The 298-nt window shown below is 52.3% G+C and carries 1 protein-coding gene; it reads right to left on the reverse strand.

The features are described from left to right. The coding region (locus A3754_RS07835) for a MerR family transcriptional regulator (protein ID WP_156496906.1) at window positions 1-182 on the reverse strand (182 nt) is incomplete at its 3' end. Window positions 183-298: the final 116 nt, after the last annotated feature.

The following is a 298-nucleotide window of genomic DNA, read 5'->3' on the forward strand; positions in this document are numbered from 1 at the left end:
GCCAGTGACAGGCCCAGGATTCTGCAGCGACGGATGAAGGCCAGCCCCTCACCATGCTTCTCGGTATAGACACGGTAACCGTTGTCCTGCCGATCAGGCGGCGGCAACAAGCCCTGCTGTTCATAGAAGCGGATCGTCTGTGTTTCGACCCCTACCAACTGCGCCAACTGACCAATGCGCATCAGCCTCCTCCCCAACGGATTCTTTACTCTATTGACCTTATAGTAGCTTTATAGTTTTAAATGGTACCACAACATTGTTCAAGTGGAGTCGTATCATGAGCAAATCCTGTGGTGGC

It is taken from the genome of Alcanivorax sp. HI0083 (genome assembly GCF_001635175.1).